Origin of the sequence: Nonomuraea sp. NPDC049158 (assembly GCF_040648335.1) — a bacterium.
Lineage (GTDB): Bacteria > Actinomycetota > Actinomycetes > Streptosporangiales > Streptosporangiaceae > Nonomuraea.
Window position 1 is genome coordinate 309,291 of sequence record NZ_JBEZDM010000002.1, and the last position, 21,507, is coordinate 330,797.

The window sequence follows — 21,507 nt, forward strand, 5'->3', positions numbered from 1 at the left end:
GTTACCGCGCCAGCCGCCCCAGCAGGCCGGAGGCCGCCGTGATGCCGAGCGCCGCGGCCGCGATCAGCACCACGAAGTCCAGCGGCAGGTTCGCGGGGATGCCGAGCAGCAGCCCGCGCAGCGCGTCGACCTGGTAGCTGAGCGGGTTGATCACGCTGATGTACCGCAGCCAGTCAGGCATGGCCGTGGTCGGGTAGAGCGCGTTCGACGCGAAGAACAGCGGCATCGTGATGGCCTGCCCGATGCCCATCAGCCGGTCGCGGGTCAGCACGATCCCGGCGATCGTCACCGACAGGCAGGAGAAGAACGCCGAGCCGAGCAGTACGGCGACGATGACCCCGGCCAGGCGGACCGGGTTCCAGGTCATGCTCACGCCCAGCAGCGCGGCGATGAGCACCACGACCACCGCCTGGATCATCGCCTTGACCCCGGCGGCGAACGCCTTGCCGGTGACCAGCGCGGCCCGCGGCGTCGGCGTGACCAGGAGCTTGGTCAGGACGCCCGAGTCGCGTTCCCAGATGATCTGGATGCCGTAGAAGATGGCGATGAACATGGTGGACTGGGCGATGATCCCGGGGGCCAGATAGTCCAGGTACGGGATGCCGTCGGTGGGGATCACCTTGATGCGGGTGAAGGTCTCGCCGAAGATCAGCAGCCAGAGGGCGGGCTGGATGGCGCGGGTGTACAGCTCGGTGCGATCGTGGCGCAGCTTCTGCAGCTCCACCACGCACATCGCGGCGACCCTGGCGGGCAGCACCCGCCACCCGGTGCGGGCGCGCGGCGGAACGAGCAGCAGATCGAAACCGGTTTTGTCGGCGCCGGGCCGGTCGGCGCCGGGCCGGTCGGCGCCGACTGTGTCGGCGCGGGCTGTGTCGGCGCGGGCTGTGTCGGCGCGGGCTGCGTCGGCGCGGGCTGTGTCAGCCGACGCGGGTGGCGGTGTTGCGGGTACGTCGGACATCGCGGAACTCCCCTCCTCCGTCGCCGAGGCCGCTGCCGGCGACGTCACGGAAGACGTCCTCCAGCGTCGGGGCCGAGCCGTCGCCGAGGCGGGCGCGCAGGTCGTCGGTGAGCTGCTCCGGTGTGCCGAGCGCCCGTACGCGTCCCTGGTGCATGAGCGCGACCCGGTCGCAGTACTGGTCGGCCTCGTCCATGTAGTGTGTGGTGACCAGGACGGTCATCCCGGTGGCGGCGCGTACCGCCATGATGTGCTCCCACACGCTGGTGCGGGCGATGGGGTCGAGCCCGATCGTCGGCTCGTCGAGCATGAGCAGGCGCGGCGCGCTGACCAGCGCCTGAGCGAGCTCGAGGCGGCGTACCATGCCGCCGGAGAAGGTGGCGGCCATCCGGTCGGCGGCGTCGCCGAGCCCCACCGCCTCCAGCGCCTGCTCGACCCGGGCCGCCCGCTCACGCCGGGGGACGTCGAAGACGCGGGCGAACAGGGAGACGTTCTCCCGCCCCGTCAGGCTCGCGTCCGCCGACAGTTGCTGGGGCACGTAGCCGAGCAGGCGGCGTACCGCCATCTGCTCGGTGGCCGCGTCGTGCCCGAACACCCGCACCATCCCGGACGGTACGGGCAGCAGTGTGGTCACGCAGCGGATGGCAGTGGTCTTGCCCGCGCCGTTGGGACCGAGCAGACCGAACACCTCACCGGCGACGACCGTCAGATCAAGGCCGTCCACGGCTCTGGTCTGCCCGAAGGAGTAGCGCAGGCCGGTGCAGGCGACGGCCGACTTGTCGTCACTCATATCATTTCCGCCTCCTCTTGCAGGCCTTCGGCCAGCCTGCGCAACGCCGGAAGCGCGACGGCCAGCGCGACCCGGTCTTCCTCACTGAGCCGTTCGACCTGCTCGCGTACGAGCGCGGCCCGCCGCTCTTCCCACGCCCGCAGCCGCGCCTCGGCCTCGGGGGTGAGCAGCAGCCGGGCGGAGCGGCGGTCGTCATGACCGATCTCGCGCCGCAGCAGCCCGGCGGCCGTGAGCTGGTTGACCAGCGTGGACACCGAGTTTCCCGCCAGATAGAGCTCCTTGGCCGCCGCCGAGACGCCGATGCCGGGGTTGGCGCCGACCAGCCGCAGCAACTCGACCTGGGCGCCACGGAGCGGCGGCCCGGTCATCCCCTGACGCAGCCGACGCCGGATGAGCCGCTGGATACCGGTCAGGACACCGACGAGGGCGTCGGGTAGATCCGCTGTGCTCATACCAAAAAGATTAGCTCTGCTCACGAGCTAATGGGAAGACCCCAGCTCAGCGGTATTCGTAGTACGAGTTGACCGCGGGCTGGCCGGTGTAGTTGGGACCGGCTTGATCGTCGGACCCCCGGTAGCGGTACGGCAGGTCGATGAGACGCCGCCCCGTCCAGCCGATCCGCCGGGTCCGGCCGTCGTACGTCACGCCCTGCGAGCGCAGCGACGTGGTGAGGCGGCGGCCCGCGGGCGCGCCGCCCTCCAGACGGATGGCGCGAACGTCGAAGTTCGCGATGAACAGTCCGTCATCGGCGAGCCATGTGCCGATCCTGGCAAGTAACCCGAGCTTGTCACCGATGTAGTGCAGCCCGTGCACGCAGGTGATCAGGTCGAAGGGATGCTACGCCGCCCTCGACCGCGCTCGCAGCGACCGCCCCCTCGTCGAGAAGGTCCTCGATGCCCGCCTCCGGATGGACGGTGATGCCCAGCCGGTCGAATGCCTCCTGCGGGGTCAGCCCTCGAACGAACGTGATGCAGAAGGCCATGGCCAGACTTTCGTCGTGGTCGTCGAACCAGGCGTAGTCGTCGGCGTTCATCAAGTCTCCACGTCATCGGGGATCAACGCTGGAGATCCTGCCAAGCATGTCCGACAGGAATTGTCGGTCTACCTGCCTAAGGTCCAGACCGTGATCACCTATCTCACGGGCGACGCGACCGACCCAGCCGGCAACGAGCCGCGCATCATCTGCCACATTTGCAATGACGTCGGCGGCTGGGGCCGTGGATTCGCCCTGGCCATCTCCCGCCGCTGGCCGGAACCCGAGGCCGAGTTCCGCGCCTGGCACCGCTCAGGTGCGGGATTCGAGCTGGGCCAGGCGCAGCTGGTGCAGGTCGAGCAGTCTCTGTGGGTGGCGAACATGATCGGCCAGCACGGCATCCGCCTCACCAAGGAAGGAACCTGATCGAACCGCTCATCGCCCACTGGCTCGTTACAAAAGGCATCCCGGTGACCGTTTACGACCTGGAGTGAGCACCTACTGCCGCCCTCACCGTGGCAGCCTCGGCAGGCTGGATCCCACGCAATGCGAGCACCCCTGGATCAGGGGTGCCCCGGTTGCCATGCGTGCCAATCTCACGCCTCGAGTAGATCCAAGTTGCGCTTGCGGTCGTTTCCATTCCGGTACGGCCACCTTCGCGGGCGTTCACGCTGCAGTCTTCCGCGACAATTCCCGGAGCGCCCCGGCTGGCTGCTCTCCGCCGTATGTCAGCGGCGGCGTCAGGACGGCGACAGCCCGGTATCAGAGCGGTTAGCGATGGTGGACATCGAAAGAACACCGCACAAGGAGCACATGATGCACACGTTCGACACCCTCGCCCCGATCACCGCCGTCCTGGACATCCCCGCCGGGCGCGTTCAGTTCATCGCCTCTGAGCGGGCCGACACCACGGTTGAGGTCCTGCCCGCCAACGCCTCCAAGGGCCGTGACGTCAAGGCCGCCGAGCAGACCACGGTGGAATACGCCGACGGCGTCCTGCGGATCGAGACCGCGACGAAGAACCAGTACCTCGGCCCGACCGGATCCGTCGAGGTGACGGTCCAGCTGCCCACCGGTTCCCGCGTCGAGGCGAAGACGGGCAGCGCCGAACTGCGGACCGTCGGCCGCCTCGGCGACGTCTCCTTCGAAGGCGCCTACCACCAGATCAAGCTGGAGGAGACCGCAAGCCTGCGCCTCACCGCGACCGACGGCGACGTCGAGGTCGGCCGGCTGGGCGGCGCCGCGGAGATCAGCACCGCACGGGGCGACATCCGGATCGCCGAGGCCACCGGCGGCAAGGTCGTGCTCCGCACCCAGTCCGGCGACATCTCGATCAGCGCCGCCGCCGGCGTCTCGGCCTCCCTGGACGCCGGTACCACCCACGGCCGCATCAACAACACCCTCAAGAACGACGGCACCGCCGAACTCGACATCCACGCCACCACCTCCAGCGGCGACATCACCGCCCGCAGCCTGTGACCCGCGGCCTCCCAAGGAGAGGCAGACCAGGCCCGGTGACGACGAACGGCCCCGGTCCCTCCATGTGGACCGGGGCCGTTCTAGAGAGCACCGCGAATGCCTTCTATGACCGTCACGGCCTCCAGGGAGGAGCCGCTCTCCTCCCAGAGCGCCAGCCACTCCGAGTCCTCGCCCATCACCCGGTCCAACGCCCGCACGGCCAGCGCTCGCCCAGGTGGCCGGCCGTCCGGTGCTCGCCATCGGCGCGAACTCCGAGGACGACCACTCGGGCCCCGGCAAGTTGCTGCTGCGCACCCTGTCAGGCGGGGAGGACGGCGAGCTGACCGGTCATCAAGGCCCGGTCACCACGCTGGCCTCGGGGACGCTTGGCGACACGCCCGTGCTGCTCAGCGGCAGCGAGGACAACACGATCAGGCTGTGGGACCTGCGCGCACGCCGACAGATCGGCGGCCCCACCCCGGGTGTGCCCGAAGTCAAGGCCGCCGCTTTCACCGCCGAGGGCGGAACCTGCGGCTACAACGTTCCGCCCCCGGAACAGCGATCTTGCGGTGGCCAACGCCGCGGAACGGCTACTCTCGGGGGTTCCGTCGCGCTGCTCGGTGTTCGGCGGCCGCGATCATGCCGAGGATATAGCCGTACCCCTGCGCGTATGCCTGCGACTTCGATGGGTCGGCGTCACTCGGAGGTACGTGGTCGGGGTCGATCGCCCCGTCGTATCCCGCGTCGGCCAGGATGTTGATGATCTCCGCGTGGTCGATGTCACCCTCGTCGCCCCACGTCTCGATGAAGTCGTTGCGCCGCCCCTTGATGTTGCGCAGGTGGATGTTGAACACCCGCTTGGTGGCGGCCAGCCTCTGGACGATGGGGTAGATCTCTCGCTTCGGGTTCCACAGCATCTCCGCCAGCGTCCCGCAGCAGAGGTTGAGGCCGTGGTAGCGATTGCGGCGCAGGTCCAGGAACGTGAACAGGCCCTTGCCGCCGGGGACGCTGAGGACGTTCTCGACCACGCCGCGGTACCCGCCCGGCGGCGTTCCCGGATCCTGGGGGTGGCAGGCGAGACGCACCTTGTACTGCTCCGCCACCGGGACGACCCGCTCGAGGAAGTAGTCGATGCGCTCCCAGAACGTGTCCGGATCGACCTTGCCCGCGATGGTGTCCGGCAAGGTGTGGTCGAGGTCGCTCGCACGGAACTGGCGTAGCTTCGATCCCCCGCGGCCGGGCACCTCACCCGTGGTCATCACACCCAGGATGCTCATGTTGTATTTGATGGTTCCGACGCCGGCACGGCCACAGGCCTCGATCATCCGCTGAATGTCCTCGATGTCCCGGTCCCGCTCAGGACTCTTGCCCATCATGATCGCGGGACGGAAGTCGGTGTCGATCAATGATGATTCGAGGAACGGCAGGGCGACCATGTCCATCTGCAGGCCCTGGCTCTCGATGCGCTCCTTCTCCTGCTCCACTTCGGACACGAGCCAATACCCGCGATCGCCGGTCTTCTGGTCGTAGGGCGGGTCCACCGGGTAGCCGCACACTCGGGCGACGCCGTGGCGCTTGAACTCCTGGAGCACGGCCTCAGACGGCGAGCGCCTCTGGGTGCCCAGCACCATGCGGGGCTTGGCGGTGTTGCCCGACTCCTGGGCGTCGGCGGATGCTGCCGCGGCAGGGTCTGACGAGGCCATCATCGACGCGAGGCCGGCCCCGGCCGTCGCGGCGCCAGCGCGGAACAGTGTTCTGCGATCCACGTTGCTCGATTCCATGTGCGGTTTCCCTTCTGGGGGGTGCGGACGAGGCGTGATGACGAAACCCCGGTGTGCAACGAGATGGCCGATGAGAAGGACGCCGCGTTGTCTCATGTGCGTCTATGCCGGGTAGGGGTGCTAGCCGGCTCTGAAGACCGGTGACCCGTCGTCGGGAATGGCGATGGCACTCGATGGCGTCAGGTCGACCCGACAGGTCCAGCCGGCGCGGACGGAGCGGGCGACCGCCTCGGCTTCGGCGCGCGTGTCGAAGCGTTGCGTTCGCAGCACTTCGGTCACGTCGGTTCTGATCGACTCGACCGGTCCCACTCCGGGCGGGTTCGCAGGTCCACGCGAGGCGATTCGAACCACACCTGGTCCAGCCATAGCGAGTTCCGCCTGCCGTGCGAGGTGGTCACGGTATCGGAGTCGTCGCCGCCGAGTTGATCGTCAAAGTGGGTCACGGGGAACGCGAGCAGGCCGGTGGTCAATCGGCTGGCCGGTTCGGAAGGGGGGTCAGCGCCACGCCGTCACGCTAGGAGCATCGATGATGCTTGTCCAAGAGCATTTCCGTATCACTTGATACCGTGATGGCATCATCGGCGGCGGCGCTCAGTAAACACCAAGGTCACCGCGTGGGCGGACCATCGGGGCAACCAGTCCCCAGAGCGTGCAGCACCCGGCTGAGCGCTGGGTTACGCGAGTGCCGCAACCAGAGTAGGTGCAGTTCGACGGGTTCGGGATGGCGACTGGCCAGGGGTACGTACTCCACCCCCGGGACGTTGTTCCGGGCGGCGGATGCGGGAACGAAGGCGATACCACGACCGGCGGACACCAACCACAGCATGGTGAGCACCTGGCTCACGCTGTGCACCACTCGTTCCTGGGTCAGCGGCACAGTGCTGACCACCAGGTCGTAGAAGTAGCGAGCTCGCTGCTGCCCGTGGAAGATCAACGGCTCTGTGCCGAGGTCGTCGGCGTGCGCGGGCCGATCGAGTCGGGTCAGCCGGTGCCCGGCGGGCACCGCCAGCAATAGTGCCTCGCGATACACCAAGAGGGAATCAAACAACTCGGGGTCGAACGGTGGGCGTGCCAGTCCGAGGTCGAGGTCCTCGCCGGCGAGAGCTGCGACCTGTTCGCGGGTCACCATTTCAAACAGTTCGATCTGTACGTCCGGCAATTCGTGTTCGAGCTGGTTGAGCATACGGCCAAGGACACTGAACGTGGCTGTGGCCGTGAAGCCGAGCCGAATCAAGCCACAGGTGCCGAAGTGGACGCGCTGCGCCAGATCGGACGCGGCTTCGGCGATGGCCAGAATGCGCCGAGCCTCGCCGAGGAATGCCTCACCGGCCGGCGTGAGCGCCACGCGCCGGTTGTCGCGTTCGAGCAGTTGCACGCCCACGGCTGATTCGAGTTTCCGGATCTGCCGACTCAGCGGCGGCTGGGTCATGCGAAGCCGCATGGCCGCCCGACCAAAGTGCAGTTCCTCGGCTACGGCGACAAAGCCTCGGAGTTGCTCAAAGGTGTACATCATACGGGGAAGGTATCTCTCCATCCACCAACGGGGTTGGACGGGCATTTTACGCAGTCACCGGCTGTGCGCGCTCGCAGATGCGGCTCGCAATCGTTCCTCACGGATCATGCCGAGGCCCTGTCCGGTCGAGACGTTCAGGAACAGCTCCGGTCGTGGTCGGGCCACCCAGCGGCGAGCCGAGGCACGGATCACCCGTCAGCAGCTGCTGATCCAGGACATGCAGCCCGAGGTCACCGTGATCTTGGACGAGGCCATCCGGCGGAGGCACGTATCACGATCTATCTGATCCCTTTCGGCGCGGGCGGTCATACCGGGCTGGACGGCGAGTTCACTGTTCTCGACCTTCCTGACGAAGAAGATCCTCCCGTCGTCCATCAAGAGGGGCTCACCCCTTGAGCCTGTATGTAAGGGCCGCACCGCGAATCTCCGATGGGCGACCGTTTCGCTGCGGTGTCGTGTAGTCACCCTGTGGGCGTTCCGACTGGTGCAGGCCAATATCACCGCCTATGTCAGCGACAGAATACAGAGCATCATGCCCGAAATGAATCCTCGGCATATTGCAGCATGTTTTTTCATCCGTCATCGTTGCAGCTGATGCCCGCATTCCGGACCGCTCCGTCTGTACGGCGCAGAAGCCGGGCCTAGGCATGGATTGGTGTCGAAACGGCGTGATAGCCAAGAGAAAGCTGTCAGAAATTGTGTACAACGAGGCGGGTGGGATAGTTTATGGTTCGCTTGTCCAAGCCCGTGACATATCCGGCGGAGTCCATTTCCACGAAGTGGCCTCCCTGCCCGCGCCGAGCCAGCTTCCCCCGCCGGGCCTGGGCACGCGGTCAGGGCATGGACGTGACCGATCGTGGGCGGCTCCGGCCCGAGATCTGGGAGGCATACCGCCGCGCCCACACCTAACCGGGTCCTCGATCGCCGGGACCAGGCGACAGGTCGCTGAGCAGGCCGGGCAGGACGAGCTCCTCCTCCACCCGCACCGCGTGGCGTGCCATCGCCTCGGCCAGGGCGGGGTCCCACGGCGTCGGACAGGGCCGTCCGGTCAGCACTGACTGGGAGACCGCTGCCGAAGATGCCGCCCCCTGGGAGACCGTATGCGGAGAGGCAGCCGCCGCCGGAGAGAGGGCCGCCTCGTAGGCGGCGGTGTCGAAACGCCAGGGCTCGAAGCCGTACCGGTCGTGGACGGCGGCCGCGATGGCGACGCCACCCCAGTCGAAGTCTCCGTGGTACGCGAACCGCCCGCCACCCTCCGCCAGCAGGTCGAGCAGCCGCCAGACGGCCGCCGACGGCCGGCCTCCCCCGCAGACCAGCGGCGGGCAGGACGGTCCCAGTTCGTCGGCGGCGGCCGCCACCACGACGGGGTTCTCGCAGATCCGCACCAGCCCGGCAGAGGACAGGGGCGCATCGTGGCGACGCAGCTGGCGCAGGGTCAGTACGCAGGGCTCGCCCGCGGCGCGGGCCGCCGCGAGCATGCGCCCGGTCGGCGTCCGATCGTCTCCCGGCAGGCCGAGGCAGAGCACCAGCGAGGACAGGTCGTCAAGGTGTACGCCGACGGCCGCCCAAGCGGCGCGGCGCGCGTCCGCGCCGCCTTCGCCGGGGTAGGCCCGGCCGGTGAGCGCCTTGGCCGCCGACAGCGCCAGTGTCCCCAGTGGCCTCCCCTCGTCGAGGGCGTGCGCGTCACCGGCGGTCTGCGCGGCTAGGCGGCCGATGGGCAGACCGGGTGACGGCAGCCGCGCCACCACCCGGGCCAGCTGGTCGAGCAAGGGCCGTGCCTGACCCGGGTCCGGAGCGAGGCGCCTGACCAGGCCGGTGGACTCCAGCCAGGCCCGCCATCCGGCCAGTTCGGGGCGGGCGGCCGTCGCGACGTCGAGGTTCCCGTACGCCGCCCGCCAGGCCGACGCCGACGCCTCCCGTTCCCCGGCCAGGTCTCGCAGGGGGCCGCGGAGCCGTACCACCGCCTCATGGAGCCCTTCGGGGGCGGCGCCGCTGGTGCGCAGGACCCGGTCCACCTCCTCCAGGGAGACCGACAGCGAGGCGCCGGCCCCCGCGCGGCGGCCGAGCAGCAGTTCGGCCGCGCGGCGCTGCGCCGCGGAGGCGGTGCCGAGGGTGACCGTGCCCGTGAGCGGCCGGCCGCGTTCGAGCCGCTGCCGGGCGCGGTCGACGAGCCACGCGATCTCCTCACCCCCCAACAGCCGCCGCAACCGCTCCTCGCCGCCCGACAGTGGTCGCAACCGCTCCTCGCCAGTCCAACCGCCGCCGGTCAAACCATTGCCGGTCAAACCCCGGCCCGCCGCATCTCCGTCCGTCACCCCGCCCGTCAAAGCAGGCTGTCCTGTACGGCAGCGGAGGCGGGCTCAGTCCCGGGATCGGCGACGGCAGCGGCCATCGCCTGCGGCCGTTCGGCCCGTGTCCGCTCACGCCCGTCCCACCGCCACGGCGTCACCAGAACGGCGTCGATACCGTCACGCCTGGTCAGCTGGCAGATCGCCAGCCCCGGCACCGACGGATAACAACCCCACTCACGTTCACTGGTCATCACCACATCCATGTCGAACGTGGCCAGCAACCCCAAGCACTTGGCCCGCGAATCATCATCCACCCCGGCGAACGCCTCATCCAGCGCCACCAACCGCGGCGTGTACGGATTCCCCGCCGACTTGTAGTGCGCCGACGCGGCGGCGAACAACGGAACGGACGCGGCCAGCACCCGCTCACCACCGGACGCAGGCCCGGTGGCCGGCCGCCACTGCCCGTCCTGGAGCCGCTGGATCGCGAACTCGTGCCAAGTCCGATAGTCCAGCGCCCTGGTCAGCGCCTCGCTCCAGCCCGCCGCCGGGTTGTCGGCGTGCTCGCGGGCGATCCGCTCCTGCAAGAACGCCCCGACCGCCGCTCGATCCTCCAGCGACCACGCGTCGACGATCTGCCGGAGTTTGTCGCGTACCCGGTCGAGCCCTTCCGGGGCGTTCCTGGCCTGCTTCCACAGCAGGCGCAGGCGCATTCCGGTGGACGTGGGGCGGGCGGCCAGCTCGGCGTTCATCTCGCGCACCTCGGCCTCGGCCGCGGTGATCAGCTCCTGAAGGGTGCCGGCGACCTCGTTGAGCAGGTGGTTCTCCAGGATCTCGCGCTCCTTGGCCGACAGCAGCCGGGCGCGGTGCTCGGTCTCCTCGCCCAGCGCCGCCACCAGGCCGGGCACTTCCCGGGTACGGCCCTGGAAGTGCACGTCCACCACCATGACGCCTTCGCGCAGGGTCAGCCCGACCGAGTGGCCGTGCCTGGCCATGGCGTCGGAGAGCAGTTTGTGCTCTTCCGCGACCTTCTTCTGCACCCGATCCCAGGGACCCTCATCGTCGTCGACGCTCTCAAGCGAGGCGTTGACAGCCCTGGCCAGATGCACGGCAGGAGTGGCCGCCCATTCGGCGGCCGGGTCGGGAATGTCGAGCTCGGGCAGCGCGACCCGCATCAGCCCGGTCGCGGCGAACGCGCGGAACTCGCGTACCTCGTCGTCGCGCGTGTCGGCCGCCTCCTTGATCTGGCGGCGCAGGCTCGCGCTGGTGGCCTCGGCCCGGCCCCGCTCGGTCAGCGCCTGCTGCTGGTCGGCTCGCGCCTGCTGCTCCTGTTTCGCCCGCTCGCGCAGCTGGAGCCGTACCTCTTCGAGACGGCGGAACAGCTCTTCGACAGCGGCACCGGCCGTCGCGGTCAGCTCCCGGTAGGTCTCGGCGGCGGCCTGTTCCTGCTCGCGCGCCTCGGCCGCCACCACGGCCGCCTCCGTGAGCGATTCGCGGGCCTGCGCGAGATCGTCGGTGGCCTCCCGCGCGGCCTCCTCGGCCGTCCGCGCCGCCCGCACGGCGGGCCAGAGCTCGGCCAGCGCCAGCCGGTACGCGGCCAGGCCCGCCTTGACCTCGGCCAGCTCCCCGGCGACGACGGGCAGGCCGACGTCGCCCGCGAACTCCGCCGCCCGTTCCCGCGCGACGCCCAGCTCACCCTGCCGGTCCTGCGCCAGCCGCTCGGCCACGCCGTGCTCGGTCGCCAGCTGGCCGCGCCGCTCGTGCTCGGCCGCCAGCTTGACGTGCGCCTCACGGACGGCCGCGTCCGGCGGCAACGCCCGCTGCTCGGCGGCCAGGTCATCCTGGCGTACGGCCAGCGCGGCCAGTTCGTCGCCCAGCGCGGTGATCTGCCCGTCGACCTCGGCGAGTTCGGCCCGGAGCGCGGTCAGCCTGGCCCGCCGGGCCGCTTCCCGCGCGCCTTCGCCGATGTAGTCGGCGCTGGCCTTGTGCCAGGACCCGGCCAGCACCCCGTTGCCCCACCGCCCGTCGACCGCGACCCACGTCGCCGCTCCCGGCCCCAGCCCGATCGCCGCCAGTACGGCCTCCACGGCGGCGTCCGGCAGCGCGGCGGCCCCCGGGTCGGCCCGGTCCACGGCGGGACGCAGCACGACGGCGCAGGACGGACCGGACACCGGCGCCCCCGCCACGATGGTCGTGTCGTCCTCGGCCAGGAGGGTTCCGGCGGGGGTCAGCCAGGCGTCGAGGATGCCCGCCGCTTCCAGCGCGGCCTCCAGCCCGGCCCGATGCTCGGCGGGCACCGCGTCGGCGAAGTCCACGGCCCGCCACAAGGGTGCGCCCGGGCGGCCATCGCGGGCGGTGCCACGGGTGTGCGGCACGGGCGGGGCGTCGTGACCGCCCGCCTCCAGCCTGACGATCTCCTCCCCCAGCTCCCGGGCCTGCCGGCGCGCCGCGACCAGCGCCGCGTCCAGCTCGGCACCACGGCGGCCGAGTGCGGCGGTGGCGGCGCGTACGGCGTCGTTGACGGCGGCTTCCGCCGGATTGGCGCCGTCTGCGGTGTTCGCCCAGCCGGCCAGCGCGGCGAGCACGCCGTCGGGGTCCGCCAGCCGCAGCTCGGTCAGTCCGGCCAGGTAGAGCGTGTACGCCTGGACCAGCTCGGTGATCCTGGTGGCCGTGGCCTCTTCCGCGGCGGCGATGCGTACGGCCGACGCCTGCAGCTCGCCCGTCAGCCGGTCCACCTCCGTGCGGGCCGCGGCCAGCCGGGCCTCGGCCTGGGCGACGGCGTGGAGCAGCCGTTCGAGCTCGGCCACAGCGTGTTCCTGCCGAGTAGCGAGCGCCTCGGCGGCCTGCCGGTCCAGCGGCTCGCCGGGCAACCCGGCTTCCCGTGGCTCGCCGGGCAACGTAGCCCCGCGTGGCTCGCCGGGCAGTCTGGCCTGGCGAGCCGCCCGCGCCGTCCGCTCCTGGGCGGCCGTCAGCCCGGCCGCCGCCTGGTCGGCCTTGAGCCGGGTCGTGTCCGCCCGCCCGCGCATCTTGTCGACCTGCCCGGTCAGGCGGTCGCGATCACGGTCGGCGCGGCCCGCGTGCTCGGCCAGCCGACGGGCCTCCTCGCCCGCCTGCTTGAGCCGCTCGGCGGAGCGCATCTCCGGGCTCTCCTGGAGGGCGTTGCGGCGGGCCTCCAGCTGGTTCTGGCGGGTGGCCAGGTCCGAGAGCAGGTCGTCGAGCTCCTCCAGCCTGGTCTCCGCCGCGCTCTGCCGGGTCTCCGCCTCGGCCAGATCGCGGCCCAGGTGCTCGTACCGGCTGTGCGCCAGGCGGGGGCCCGCCGCCTTGCGCTTGGCGGCGATGGTGGCGTATCGGCGGTAATGGGTGAGGAACGCGGACGCGGCGGCACGCGCCTCCTCCAGACCGCGCAGGGCGTCGCGCTCCTCGTCGAGGCCCCGGAAGGCCTCGGCGACGGTGGCGATGAGGGCGGGGCTGAGCGGCGGCAGCGCCTCGGTGAGGGCCCTGGACAGCAGCTTCTCGTCCGGCTTCTTGGACAGCTGGGGCTGGCGCAGCTGGATGAGCAGGTTGACCAGCGCCTCGTAGCGGTATTCGCCGAGGCCGAACATCGCCTCGTCCACCGCCCGCCGGTAGTCGGCGGCCCGGTCGTACACCATGCCGTGGCCCTCGACCGCCTCGCGCAGCTTCTCCCTGGTCAGCACCACTCCGGTGGCGGACAGCAGGTGCAGGTCGAGGCCGGGCCGCTGGGGCGTGACGAAGAACCAGTGCCGGACGATGCCACGGTCCTTGACCGCTTTGAGCCCGCAGCCGATCGTATGGAACTCGCGGGTGCCGTCGGCGGCGCGGCGGCCGAACTCCAGCCAGGCGTAGCCCAGCCGCTCGGCGTGCGGGTGCTTGCCGCCGAGCAGGAGGTTCCACTCCATCCGCTTCTGCCGGTCGCCATCGGGTTCGACCCGGTGCGGGGCCAATTCGCCGTCCAGCAGGAAGGGCAGGGTCAGGGCCAGCACCTTGGACTTGCCCGTGCCGTTGTTGCCGCGCAGCAGCAGCCGCCCGTCGTGGAAGTGGAACTCCTCCACGTCGTAGTAGAACAGGTCGACCAGGCCGGCGCGCAGCGGCTTCCAACGTTCTGAGGTGGGCTCGGGGAGCATCACGTTCCTTTGACGACGGGGGCGTCGAGCGCGTAGCGGGCGATCGCCGGCAGTCCGGCGACCGTGTCGTGGCGGACTTCGGCCAGGCGCAGCGCGGTCAGCTTGCCCAGCGCCGTGGCCAGCAGGCCGTCCTCGGCGCCCGGCTCGGTCACGCCCTTGCGCCAGAAGGAGGTGTGCTCGCGGGCGGCCTGCCGAACGAAGCTTCTGAGCTCTTCCATGCTCTGCTCACCGCGCTCGGCGAGCAGCTCGGCCACCAGCAGCGTGACATGGCCGTCGGTACGCTGCTCGGGCATCCGTACGTCGGTCAGCTCGTCGTCGGGATCGGCCATCGCGATGCCCTCGGCCCGTACCTCGGCGACCAGGCCGGTGGCCTCCTCGATCCGGCGGGTGATCGCGTGCCGCTGGGAGGTCAGGTAGACGCGCTCGGCCTCGTCCAGATCGGTGTAGTAGACGACGGGATCCTCCAGGAGCCGCCGGGTGAGACGGCGGCGCAGCGCCTGGTTGCGCAGGTCATCGGTATCGGCGACCGGCTCGGCCGCCAGCTCCGCGATCCGCTCGCCGAAGGACTCGGCGGTGATCGTGGACGGGCCGCGGGTGCCGGTGAGCAGGGCGGCCAGCACCGGCCTGCGTACGTCGTACAGGACGTCGCCGGTGGCCGACAGGTAGGCGTCCTCGTCGCCCGCGACCTTGCGCAGGACACCCCAGTCGATGAGCGTGCGCACCACGGCCACCAGGTCGGCGCGCTCCTGGCGGCTGTCCAGGGTGAAGGCGAAGTCCAGCTCCGGCTCGGCCGCCGCGTTCAGCACCTCTTCGGCCAGTCCGCCGAGCGTGGTCTGCGCGTCGGCCCGCTCCAGCATGGCCAAGGCCAGGCAGAGCACCACGTACCGCCGCCTTCCGTACGGTTCGCCGGCCCGGCCGCGCGCCGGATGGGTGGCGTCGGACGGGTCCGGCGCCGTCTTGAACAGTCGCGCGCTCTCGGAATCGACGACCAGCCGCCAGCCCGTCTCACGGGTCAGCCAGTCGCGCAGCTCGCTCAGGTGGCGCCGGACCAGCACCAGCTTGTCCGGATCGCGCAGCAGCGGGGCGGCCAGCAGGGCACGCAGCGCCGTACGCCGCTGGGCCAGGTCCTCCTCCGGTGTCACGGCGCCACCATCAGGTCGGTGATCTCGACGAGGTGCTCCGGCCCGCTCAGGACGCCGTCGTCGGTACGGATCTCGACCTGGCCGCCGCCGGGGACCAGCGCCAGCCGTACCTCGAGAGAGCCGTCGCTCGTCACGGTCTTCACCTCGAGGTCGTCCGGGTGCCGCGCGGCCAGCGCGTCGCCCAGCAGGCCCAGGAAGAGCCGGAACGCGCGCGGGTCCAGCACGTCCAGCTCCGACAGCAGCACCGGGCCGTCCGTGCGCAGCCGCGCCCGCGCCGCGGCGGTCTCGGCCGCCTCGCGTTCGGCCTGCTCCAGCAGCAACCGGCGGGCCCGCGTACGGTCGGCCACCTTGTTCGGCTTGCCCCGCCGCTCGTAGGAGCCGGTACGGCGCAGCTGTGGCGAGATCCTGATCGGCGGCGCCTGCGCCCAAGGCGTGGCGGCCGGAACGTCCTGCCATTCGTCCAGCGTGGACGCGGTGACGCTCAGGTGCCGAGCCGAGGTCAGCCCGAACGCCGCCCGCCACAGCCGGTGCATCGACGCCTCGTCGGGCGCCTCGGCGAACCAGCGGGCCAGCGTACGGAAGTCGGCCGTACGGTCGGAGCGGCCCGCCCGCCGTTCGTTGAGCAGCCCGACCGTGTCGATGAGCTGCTTGATCGCGGTCACCGCCGCCTGCCGCAGCAGCCGGGCCTGAGAAGGATGACCGGCGTCCTGGGAGACGAACCAGTCCGTCAGCCCGCGCCAGCGGTTCCGCCACGAGCCGAGCGCCTTCTCCTGGGCTCGGTCTTGGTCCTCGCCGTCCGGCACGGCGTCGGCGGCCTCGCGCCGGGCGGCCAGCACCAGCAGCCGCTCGTGACCGTTGCCTTCCAGCTCGACGAGCAGCGCCGCGATGCGCGCCCCCGAGTTGGCCAGGTCGGCGATGAACCGGTTGATGTAGTCGATCAGCCGCTCCTTGTAGGCGACGAACCCGTCCACGTCGCCGTCGGAGAAGTCGATGGCCCGCCGCAGTGACGCCATGAACGCCTGCGCGTTGTCAGCCAGCGAGGAGAACCGCTCGGCCAGGGACAGCAGCAGCAGGTGGACCCTGGCGGGGTCGGGCACGTCCTCCCCGGCGAGCAGGGCCAGCGACCGCAACTGCTCGGCGATGTCGGCCAGCGCCACCGACTGCAGCGAGCCACGCCGGCCGATCGCCTCCTCGTAGAACGCGATGGCCTGCTCGGCGGCCTGACCGGCCGGGGTCAGCTGGAACAGCAGGCGTTTGCGGTGAAACTCCTCGACCGTCGTCACCCGGCCGGTGTCGGCGTCGGCGCGTAGATTGCCCCACTCCACGAGCTTGTCCAGCGCGCCGGCCAGCTGCTCGTCACTGTCGCGCCGCAGCTCGACGGCCACGTCTTCGGGCCGCAGGTGCACGATGAACCGCTCTTTGGCGCTGACGAAGGTCCGCAGCACGTCCCGGTAGAGGGCGGCGTTCGGCGCACTCAGGTGCGCGAAAGGCTGAGGCTCCTGGGTCGGCGAGGACATGAGGTCAAGTGTCCCTCATGTCCTCCGCGTCGAACGGGGATTTCCGCTGTCGGTCGCGTCTCTCTGATCAGGCCGCAGGAGCCTCGAACCGCGGGGAGCCGAGATCGTGCCCGGAAGTGAGCTGGACATCCGCGTCCAGAGCAGCGGCGAGGAGCCGAAGCAGTGCGACCGTGGGCGCGGTTCTGCCTTCCTCGATGCCCTCGATCTCATGCCCAGGACCCCGCTTGGAGTTCCCGGGTACGTCTCTGGGCCGTCATCGGCTGGACGGCTTGACCTTCACGCATGGGTCAATCCTTAGCGTCGTCGGCATGAACGCATCTTCGAAGAACACAACATTCTCCGACCGCTCCGGCACCTCCCGCACCGGGCTGGAGGCCCGGCTTGTCGCACGGCCTGAGGGCCTGCCCGCTTCCGGTGACTTCGCGATCACCGAGGTCGCCGTTCCCGATCCCGCACCGGGACAGGTGCTGGTCCGCAATCTGTTCATGTCGCTCGACCCCGGCATGCTCATGCTGATCGCGGGCGAGTCCGGCCTGCCGATGCCCCGCTACGAGGTCGGTGAGGTGATGTACGGCGACGCCATCGGTGAGGTAGTCGCTTCCGCGGATCCGTCACTGAACGAAGGCGACCTGGTGATGCACCGGTTCGGCTGGCGCGAGTACGCCGTGGCGCAGGCTGGGCTGTTCCGCCGGGTCGACCGGGATGCCTACCCGACGCCCTCCACCTACCTGGGCTTCGGACTGGTCGCCTACGTCGGGCTCATGGATGCCGCCGAGCTACGGTCCGGTGACACCGTCTTCGTCTCCAGCGCGGCGGGGGCGACCGGGAGCATGGCCGGCCAGATCGCCCGGCTCAAGGGAGCGGCCCGAGTGATCGGCAGTGCCGGCTCGCGGGACAAGGTCGACTATCTGACCGGAAAACTCGGATTCGACGCGGCCTTCGACTACCACGACGGCCCGATCACCGACCGGCTGCGCGAGGCCGCGCCCGAAGGCATCGACATCTATTTCGACAACGTGGGCGGCGAGCAGTTGCGCGCGGCGATCGAGGTCATGAACCCGCATGGCCGCATCGCCGTATGCGGAGCCCTCAACCGGCAGAGCAAGGCCGGTCCCGACGACGGGCCCGGCGACCTGCTCGGCGTCCTCGGCAAACGCCTCACCATCCGCGGCTTCACCGTGGGCGATCACCTTGAGCGCGCTCCGGAGTTCGGCGCGCAGTTCCGCACCTGGCTGCGCGAGGACGCGATCGTCTACGACGAGACGGTGATCGATGGGCTGGCCAACGCGCCGCAGGCCCTCCTCGATCTCATGAACGGCGTGTACACCGGGAAGACGGTGGTCCGGCTGGGAGGTTGACCTTGACGTGTGCGTGAAGCCGTACGGTCGGACTCGGAGGTGGCTGCAATGCTGATTGGCGAACTGGCCGCGGAGGCGGGGACCACGACCCGCGCCCTGCGCTACTACGAGGAGCAGGGCCTGCTGGAGTCCGGCCGTACGACGGCGGGTTACCGCCTGTACGAGCCCGGCGCGGTGCGGCGGGTTCGCAACATCCGCGAGCTCCTGGCCTGCGGGTTCACCGTCGAAGACGTGAAGTCCTTCCTGAGATACCTCGACGCCGATCTGCCCGAGGTGTCCTCCTACCACCCGTTGTGCACCGACGGGTACGCCCTCGTCGGCGCACAACGGGTGACCGAACTGGAGGAGCGAATCGCGACCCTCACCCAGTTGCGCGACAGTCTCGTCCACCGGATGCCCTGGCTGGCGGCACCCGGCGACACCGCAGATGAGCGGGTCGCCTGATTGCGAGGTACCGCGGCCTTTTCAGCCGGCGAGCGCGCCATCCACCGCGCCGCGCCAAACGGCCCGAACGGCCCTGGCCGACGTGCTGGCCCGGATGTCCTCTCCCACCATGCTCCCGGCAGCGTCAGGCCCGCCAGATGGCGGACCCGATCGAGTGGTTCTATGAGGTTTGACGCTGAGGCGGCGCCCCGCGACGTGCTCAGCTGAGTGAGCAGCTCACCTGGGGCAGCGCGTTGGTGGTGTTGTTCCAGGTGGCGGTGAAGCCGAAGGTCGTGGACGCGCCGACCGGCAGGTTGCCGTTGTAGCTCGCGTTGCGTGCTGTGACGGTGGCTCCGTTCTGGGTGAGTGCGGTGTTCCAGGATTGGTTGATCTGCTGGCCGTTGGCGAAGGTGAAGGTGGTCGTCCAGGCGGTGGAGGCGGTCGAGGAGTCGTTCTTGACCGTGATCTCGCCCTGGAAGGCGCCACCCCACTGGGAGATCACCTTGTAGGTGGCGGTGCACCGGGCCGGCGTAGGGGTTACCGACGGGGAGGGTGAGGTCGGCGGGGTCACGCCGTTGAGTACCTTCGCGAGCGACGGGTACCAGCGGTCGGCCATCTTCTGGAAGCCGGTGTCGTTGGGGTGGACTCCATCGCCGGTGTCGGTGGCCGTGTTGAAGCCGGTCCACAGGTCGGCGACGACGATGGGCGACTGTGCGGTCGTGAGGCCGGCGGCCCAGCCCGGGATCGCGTTGTCGAGTGCCACCACGCTGGCCGCGCAGGTGGGGCAGCCGGACGGGTTCATAGGGATGATCTGCGCCACGATGATCTTCATGTTGGGGTTGTTCGCCCGCATCTGGCCGACCAGCTTGGTATACGCGGCGAGGACGGTGGCGGTGGGGATGAAGCCACCCCACATGTCGTTGGTGCCCAGGTGCATGAGGACGATGTCGGGCTTGGCGGCGTCCAGCCACGGCGGCAGTTGGTTCTGGTCGGCGATGCCGGTGGCGGCGTAACCGCCGTGGCCCTCGTTGTCGCCGTCGTAGGAGAATCCGTAGTTGCAGCCGCCGTCGGGGACGCTGCCGACGAAGTCGATATTCGTGTATCCGGCTGTCTGCAAGTGGTTCCAGAGCAGGGCGCGCCAGCAGCCGGGTCCGGCGGTGATGGAGTCGCCGAGGGGCATGATGCGGACGGGGGCCGTCGCCGACAGCGCGGGCAGGGCGACCCCGAAGGCGACCGCCACGAGGAGCGTGACGAGGACGGCGTACAGGTGGGATCTGCGGCGCATGAGCGGCTCCAGGGAGAGACCCGGGCCCGCCCGATGACGGACCCGGTCGAGTGCTGCTACGAGAGGGGGTTCTGGGTGAGCAGGTGCGCCTTGAAGCCCTCGCCGTACGTGCTGGTGGGGGTGCCGTTGTAGTCGGTGATGAGCACGTTGCCCTGGCTGCAGCCCCACGGGTTCCAGGTCCAGGCCGTGTACCCGACGCCGTGCGCGTCGGCCCAGCTCATCACCTGGTCGATGTAGTCGTGCGCGCAGGAGTTCTGGCCGATCTCCCCGGCCTGCACCGGCACCTGGGCCGCGACGGCGCCGACCTGGCTGTTCCAGCAGGCGGTGTTGGAGCAGGTGTTGAAGTTGTAGGTGTGCCAGGCGGCCATCAGGTTGCCGGTCGGATCGGTCGGCTTGTACGTCAGCCACTGGCTCAGGTCGTTGGACCAGGCCAGGCCGCCGAGCATGATCACGTTGGTGGCGCCGGTGGCGCGTACCGTGTTGACCAGCGACTGCATGCCGGCCACCTGGTAGCCGATGCCGGTGCAGGTGCCGCCGTCGCGCCAGCACTTCCAGCCGGCGGTCGCGTCCCAGTTCGCGGCCGCGTCCGGGTAGGGCTCGTTGAACAGGTCGAAGACGACCGCGTTGTTGGCCTTGAAGGCGTTGGCGACCCCGGTCCAGAACGTCGGGGCGTACTGGGCGTCGGGCATCGGCTTCTGGCAGGTCGCCGTGGTGTCGGAGCAACCGGCGCCCTGGCCGGTGTACAGGCCGTAGTTCCAGTGCATCTCCACGATCGGCGTGATGCCGTTGGCGACCAGCAGGTTCACGTAGTCCTTGACGTTCTGCTGATAGACGGGGCCGCTGGGCGTGCCGTTGGTGCCGTTCCAGCACTCCTCGTTCAGCGGGATCCGGACCGTGCGGATGTTCCACGCCTTCATCGCGTCGACCGAGGCCTGATCGACCGGGCCGCTGTCCCACATGCCCTTGCCCTGTACGCAGGCGAACTCGCCGCTGGCCCGGTTGACGCCCAGCAGACGGTAGGTGGCGCCGGCGGCGGTGACCAGCCGGTTCCCCGAGACGTGCAGAGCGGGTGCCGCGCCTGCCGTGCTGCCGTCGTTGTCGGCCTCGGTGGCGTTCACCGTCACCGACGTCAAGCCGCTGGATGCCACGGTGATCGGGCGGGTGCCGTTCGTGGTGTCGCTGTCCTCCGCGGCGCTCAACGTCACTGTCTGCGGGGTGTTCCAGTTGGCCGTGGTGAAGGTCAGGGAGGCGCCGCCGGTCACGGTGATGTTGCTGTCACCGGTGCCCGCGGTGCTGGTGACCGTCACGTTGCCGGTCGGCTGGGACCGCAGGCGGACCGTGTAGCCGCTGGTCCCGCCCTCGGGCACGCTCACGCTGGTGGCGGAGACGACCAGTGCCTGTTGCGTTCCTCCTCCGGTGCCGGTTCCCGTGCAGGAGACGCTGGGGTTGGTGTTGGCGCCACCGGTGTAGGTGCCGTTGAAGCCGAGGCTCCAGGTCGCCCCGGCGGCCTTGGCGGCGTTGTAGGAGACCGGGTTGACGGTGATGGCCGCGCCCGCCGGGGTGGGGGTCGCCGGCGTGGGCACGCCCTCCCACATCTGGGTGATCACCTGGTTGTTGGGGAAGTCGAAGCTCAACGTCCAGCTGGTCAGCGCGTCGCCGGTGTTGGTCACCGCGAGGGTGGCGCCGAACGCGCTGCCGTTGTCCCAGCTCTTGGTATAGGTGGCCGAACACGACACGGCGGCGTCGGCCGCGCTCTGGACGGTGGCGAGGCCGAACCCGGCCAGCACCACAGCGACCGCGGCCATCAAGGCCCTGCGTAACACGATCGGCATGAGAGCCCTCCGTGACGAAACCGATGGACACCGCTTTCTTGAAGCGG

The 21,507-nt window shown here is 70.1% G+C and carries 20 protein-coding genes and 1 pseudogene; 6 read left to right on the top strand and 15 right to left on the bottom strand.

Annotation, left to right across the window (positions count from 1 at the left end):
• Position 1 precedes the first annotated feature (1 nt).
• Genes AB0B61_RS05580 through AB0B61_RS05600 form a run of 5 tightly spaced genes read right to left on the bottom strand, consistent with a single transcriptional unit; the run spans position 2 to position 2,778 of the window.
• Positions 2-958 (bottom strand): ABC transporter permease, encoded by a 957-nt coding sequence (locus tag AB0B61_RS05580; RefSeq protein WP_358428450.1) that lies wholly within the window; start codon positions 956-958, stop codon positions 2-4.
• Positions 918-1,745, bottom strand: coding sequence for an ATP-binding cassette domain-containing protein (locus AB0B61_RS05585; RefSeq protein WP_358428453.1), 828 nt, complete (start codon positions 1,743-1,745; stop codon positions 918-920). The genes AB0B61_RS05580 and AB0B61_RS05585 overlap by 41 nt, the downstream gene beginning before the upstream one ends.
• A complete protein-coding gene (locus AB0B61_RS05590; RefSeq protein WP_358428456.1) occupies positions 1,742-2,197 on the bottom strand; it encodes a MarR family transcriptional regulator in 456 nt (151 codons plus the stop codon). The genes AB0B61_RS05585 and AB0B61_RS05590 overlap by 4 nt, the downstream gene beginning before the upstream one ends.
• 46 nt (positions 2,198-2,243) lie before the next feature.
• On the bottom strand, positions 2,244-2,558 hold the full coding sequence (locus AB0B61_RS05595) for a hypothetical protein (RefSeq protein ID WP_358428459.1): 315 nt from the start codon (positions 2,556-2,558) through the stop codon (positions 2,244-2,246).
• Entirely contained in the window at positions 2,533-2,778 is a 246-nt protein-coding gene (locus AB0B61_RS05600; RefSeq protein ID WP_358428462.1) for a DUF6461 domain-containing protein, read from the bottom strand. Before AB0B61_RS05600 ends, AB0B61_RS05595 begins: the two co-directional genes overlap by 26 nt.
• A gap of 90 nt (positions 2,779-2,868) precedes the next feature.
• Between AB0B61_RS05600 and AB0B61_RS05605 the strand changes: the two genes are divergently transcribed.
• Positions 2,869-3,144, top strand: coding sequence for a hypothetical protein (locus AB0B61_RS05605; protein WP_358428465.1), 276 nt, complete (start codon positions 2,869-2,871; stop codon positions 3,142-3,144).
• A gap of 390 nt (positions 3,145-3,534) precedes the next feature.
• On the top strand, positions 3,535-4,197 hold the full coding sequence (locus tag AB0B61_RS05610; protein ID WP_358428468.1) for a DUF4097 family beta strand repeat-containing protein: 663 nt from the start codon (positions 3,535-3,537) through the stop codon (positions 4,195-4,197).
• Between the two features lie 80 nt (positions 4,198-4,277).
• Here AB0B61_RS05610 and AB0B61_RS05615 read toward each other — a convergent pair whose 3' ends face one another.
• Positions 4,278-4,499: a DUF4259 domain-containing protein gene (locus AB0B61_RS05615; protein WP_358429323.1), complete on the bottom strand. Its 222-nt coding sequence runs from the start codon at positions 4,497-4,499 to the stop codon at positions 4,278-4,280.
• Between AB0B61_RS05615 and AB0B61_RS05620 the strand changes: the two are divergent.
• Positions 4,427-4,609: pseudogene (locus tag AB0B61_RS05620) on the top strand (hypothetical protein); the annotation flags it as partial. The gene AB0B61_RS05615 and the pseudogene AB0B61_RS05620 sit on opposite strands and share 73 nt — an antisense overlap.
• A 157-nt stretch (positions 4,610-4,766) precedes the next feature.
• Here AB0B61_RS05620 and AB0B61_RS05625 read toward each other — a convergent pair.
• From AB0B61_RS05625 to AB0B61_RS05635, 3 genes are all read right to left on the bottom strand, one after another.
• Positions 4,767-5,942 (bottom strand): mannonate dehydratase, encoded by a 1,176-nt coding sequence (locus AB0B61_RS05625; RefSeq protein ID WP_358428471.1) that lies wholly within the window; start codon positions 5,940-5,942, stop codon positions 4,767-4,769.
• Between the two features lie 135 nt (positions 5,943-6,077).
• Positions 6,078-6,236 carry a hypothetical protein gene (locus AB0B61_RS05630; RefSeq protein ID WP_357956244.1) on the bottom strand — a complete coding sequence of 53 codons (159 nt, stop codon included), beginning with the start codon at positions 6,234-6,236 and terminating at the stop codon, positions 6,078-6,080.
• A gap of 328 nt (positions 6,237-6,564) precedes the next feature.
• Entirely contained in the window at positions 6,565-7,470 is a 906-nt protein-coding gene (locus tag AB0B61_RS05635; protein WP_358428474.1) for a LysR family transcriptional regulator, read from the bottom strand.
• Positions 7,471-7,533: 63 nt separating this feature from the next.
• On the opposite strand from AB0B61_RS05635, the gene AB0B61_RS05640 reads away from it, so the two are divergent.
• Positions 7,534-7,866: a Scr1 family TA system antitoxin-like transcriptional regulator gene (locus AB0B61_RS05640; RefSeq protein WP_358428477.1), complete on the top strand. Its 333-nt coding sequence runs from the start codon at positions 7,534-7,536 to the stop codon at positions 7,864-7,866.
• 509 nt (positions 7,867-8,375) lie between these two features.
• On the opposite strand, the gene AB0B61_RS05645 is transcribed toward AB0B61_RS05640, so the two are convergent.
• The 4 genes from AB0B61_RS05645 to AB0B61_RS05660 form a co-directional block, all read right to left on the bottom strand.
• Positions 8,376-9,707 carry a TIGR02679 family protein gene (locus AB0B61_RS05645; RefSeq protein ID WP_358428480.1) on the bottom strand — a complete coding sequence of 444 codons (1,332 nt, stop codon included), beginning with the start codon at positions 9,705-9,707 and terminating at the stop codon, positions 8,376-8,378.
• Positions 9,708-9,793: 86 nt separating this feature from the next.
• Complete coding sequence (locus AB0B61_RS05650; RefSeq protein WP_358428483.1) at positions 9,794-13,903, bottom strand: TIGR02680 family protein; 4,110 nt, start codon at positions 13,901-13,903, stop codon at positions 9,794-9,796.
• Positions 13,903-15,045, bottom strand: coding sequence for a TIGR02678 family protein (locus AB0B61_RS05655; RefSeq protein WP_358428486.1), 1,143 nt, complete (start codon positions 15,043-15,045; stop codon positions 13,903-13,905). The genes AB0B61_RS05650 and AB0B61_RS05655 overlap by 1 nt, the downstream gene beginning before the upstream one ends.
• Positions 15,042-16,562: a TIGR02677 family protein gene (locus tag AB0B61_RS05660; RefSeq protein WP_358428489.1), complete on the bottom strand. Its 1,521-nt coding sequence runs from the start codon at positions 16,560-16,562 to the stop codon at positions 15,042-15,044. The genes AB0B61_RS05655 and AB0B61_RS05660 overlap by 4 nt, the downstream gene beginning before the upstream one ends.
• Positions 16,563-16,870: 308 nt before the next feature.
• Between AB0B61_RS05660 and AB0B61_RS05665 the strand changes: the two genes are divergently transcribed.
• Positions 16,871-17,920, top strand: a complete 1,050-nt coding sequence (locus tag AB0B61_RS05665) for an NADP-dependent oxidoreductase (RefSeq protein WP_358428492.1) — start codon at positions 16,871-16,873, stop codon at positions 17,918-17,920.
• A gap of 48 nt (positions 17,921-17,968) precedes the next feature.
• Entirely contained in the window at positions 17,969-18,364 is a 396-nt protein-coding gene (locus AB0B61_RS05670; protein WP_358428495.1) for a MerR family transcriptional regulator, read from the top strand.
• Positions 18,365-18,563: 199 nt separating this feature from the next.
• Here the strand turns inward: AB0B61_RS05670 and AB0B61_RS05675 are convergent, their stop codons facing one another.
• Together AB0B61_RS05675 and AB0B61_RS05680 are read right to left on the bottom strand one after the other, a co-directional pair.
• Positions 18,564-19,628, bottom strand: coding sequence for a cellulose binding domain-containing protein (locus AB0B61_RS05675; protein ID WP_358428498.1), 1,065 nt, complete (start codon positions 19,626-19,628; stop codon positions 18,564-18,566).
• Between the two features lie 56 nt (positions 19,629-19,684).
• A complete protein-coding gene (locus AB0B61_RS05680; protein WP_358428501.1) occupies positions 19,685-21,460 on the bottom strand; it encodes a cellulase family glycosylhydrolase in 1,776 nt (591 codons plus the stop codon).
• Between the last annotated feature and the right edge of the window lie 47 nt (positions 21,461-21,507).